The following is a 999-nucleotide window of genomic DNA, read 5'->3' on the forward strand; positions in this document are numbered from 1 at the left end:
ACGTCTAATGTGAATTAAAGAGAATGAGACTGGAAGGTGAGAACATCAATACCAAAAAGGCGGCGAAGCAATTTGCGTAGTGTGTGAGAGGCGATTTTGGCAGCAATGTGAACACAAAAACCATCGATAGTCTTGTTGAGTAAGCGTTCGGGATTACGACCAGTGTTTTGGATTTCGTGAAAAACACCTTCAATGCGCTGACGAACACGACTGATAAAGCGCTTCAAAGTATGAGAATGTTGAAGATGCTGGTTATCACGCTTGAGTGTCCAAATGCGATTACCAGTGCAAACAGCGATGGCGGCCTGCCAATCAGCAGAAATAAATCCTTTGTCTGCGTAGACATGGCTAGATTGAACAGTAGTGAGAACACCTTCTGCGGCAATTCTTTCATCTGTATTAGCTGGTACAATGTCATAAGCGATGGGAAGCCCATCCCAGGTTGACAGCATAACTAGCTTGTATCCGAAATAACGCATCTGTCGGGCTGCACACCAACCAGGGGTTGCGTTGCCAGCAAAATCACTATGTCGCTTATCACGCTTAAGACCTAATACTGGTAAAGGTTTAGTGTCTAGCAGAAAATATTTTTCCTCTGGCGCAAGTAATTGCTCTACCCAACTACGGCGTAGCTGCTCTAACATTCCATCCAATTTACGTAAGCGACGATTAAATTGGCTTTGGTCAAGTAAATTTGGAAACCATTCTCTGTAATTTGCCCTGATAAAACCCAGAAACTGTGTTTCTCCTGGAAACGGCAGATAATCCATTACTAGAGCCAGTGTCATAATTTCACTATCGCTCATACTTGCTTTGACTCCTGGTTTTAATGCAGTTGTGCTTTTTAGTCGCTTTTGATACCAATCATCTACCAGTACAAATATTGTCGTTAATAGCGTTCCAAAGTTTATGCTAGTCATGGGGGAAGTTTGATGTGAGAAGCTGGTAACTTTCATCTTCTTACTTCTCCCGCCTTTTTTCTTAATTCACATTAGGCGT

Annotated in this window: 1 protein-coding gene; it reads right to left on the bottom strand. The window is 42.5% G+C overall.

Annotated features, from left to right (window positions below; translation table 11 throughout):
* Positions 1–14 precede the first annotated feature (14 nt).
* A complete protein-coding gene (locus tag ACM5QX_RS29530; protein WP_414756756.1) occupies positions 15–956 on the bottom strand; it encodes an IS982 family transposase in 942 nt (313 codons plus the stop codon).
* Positions 957–999 lie beyond the last annotated feature (43 nt).

Origin of the sequence: Anabaena sp. CCY 9910, from assembly GCF_963920875.1 — a bacterium.
Taxonomy (GTDB): Bacteria; Cyanobacteriota; Cyanobacteriia; order Cyanobacteriales; family Nostocaceae; genus Trichormus; species Trichormus variabilis.

What these genes read in the sequence shown, in the direction of transcription:
- ACM5QX_RS29530 (WP_414756756.1), bottom strand. Translation starts at nt 956, where the DNA reads ATGAAAGTTACCAGCTTCTCACATCAAACTTCCCCCATGACTAGCATA.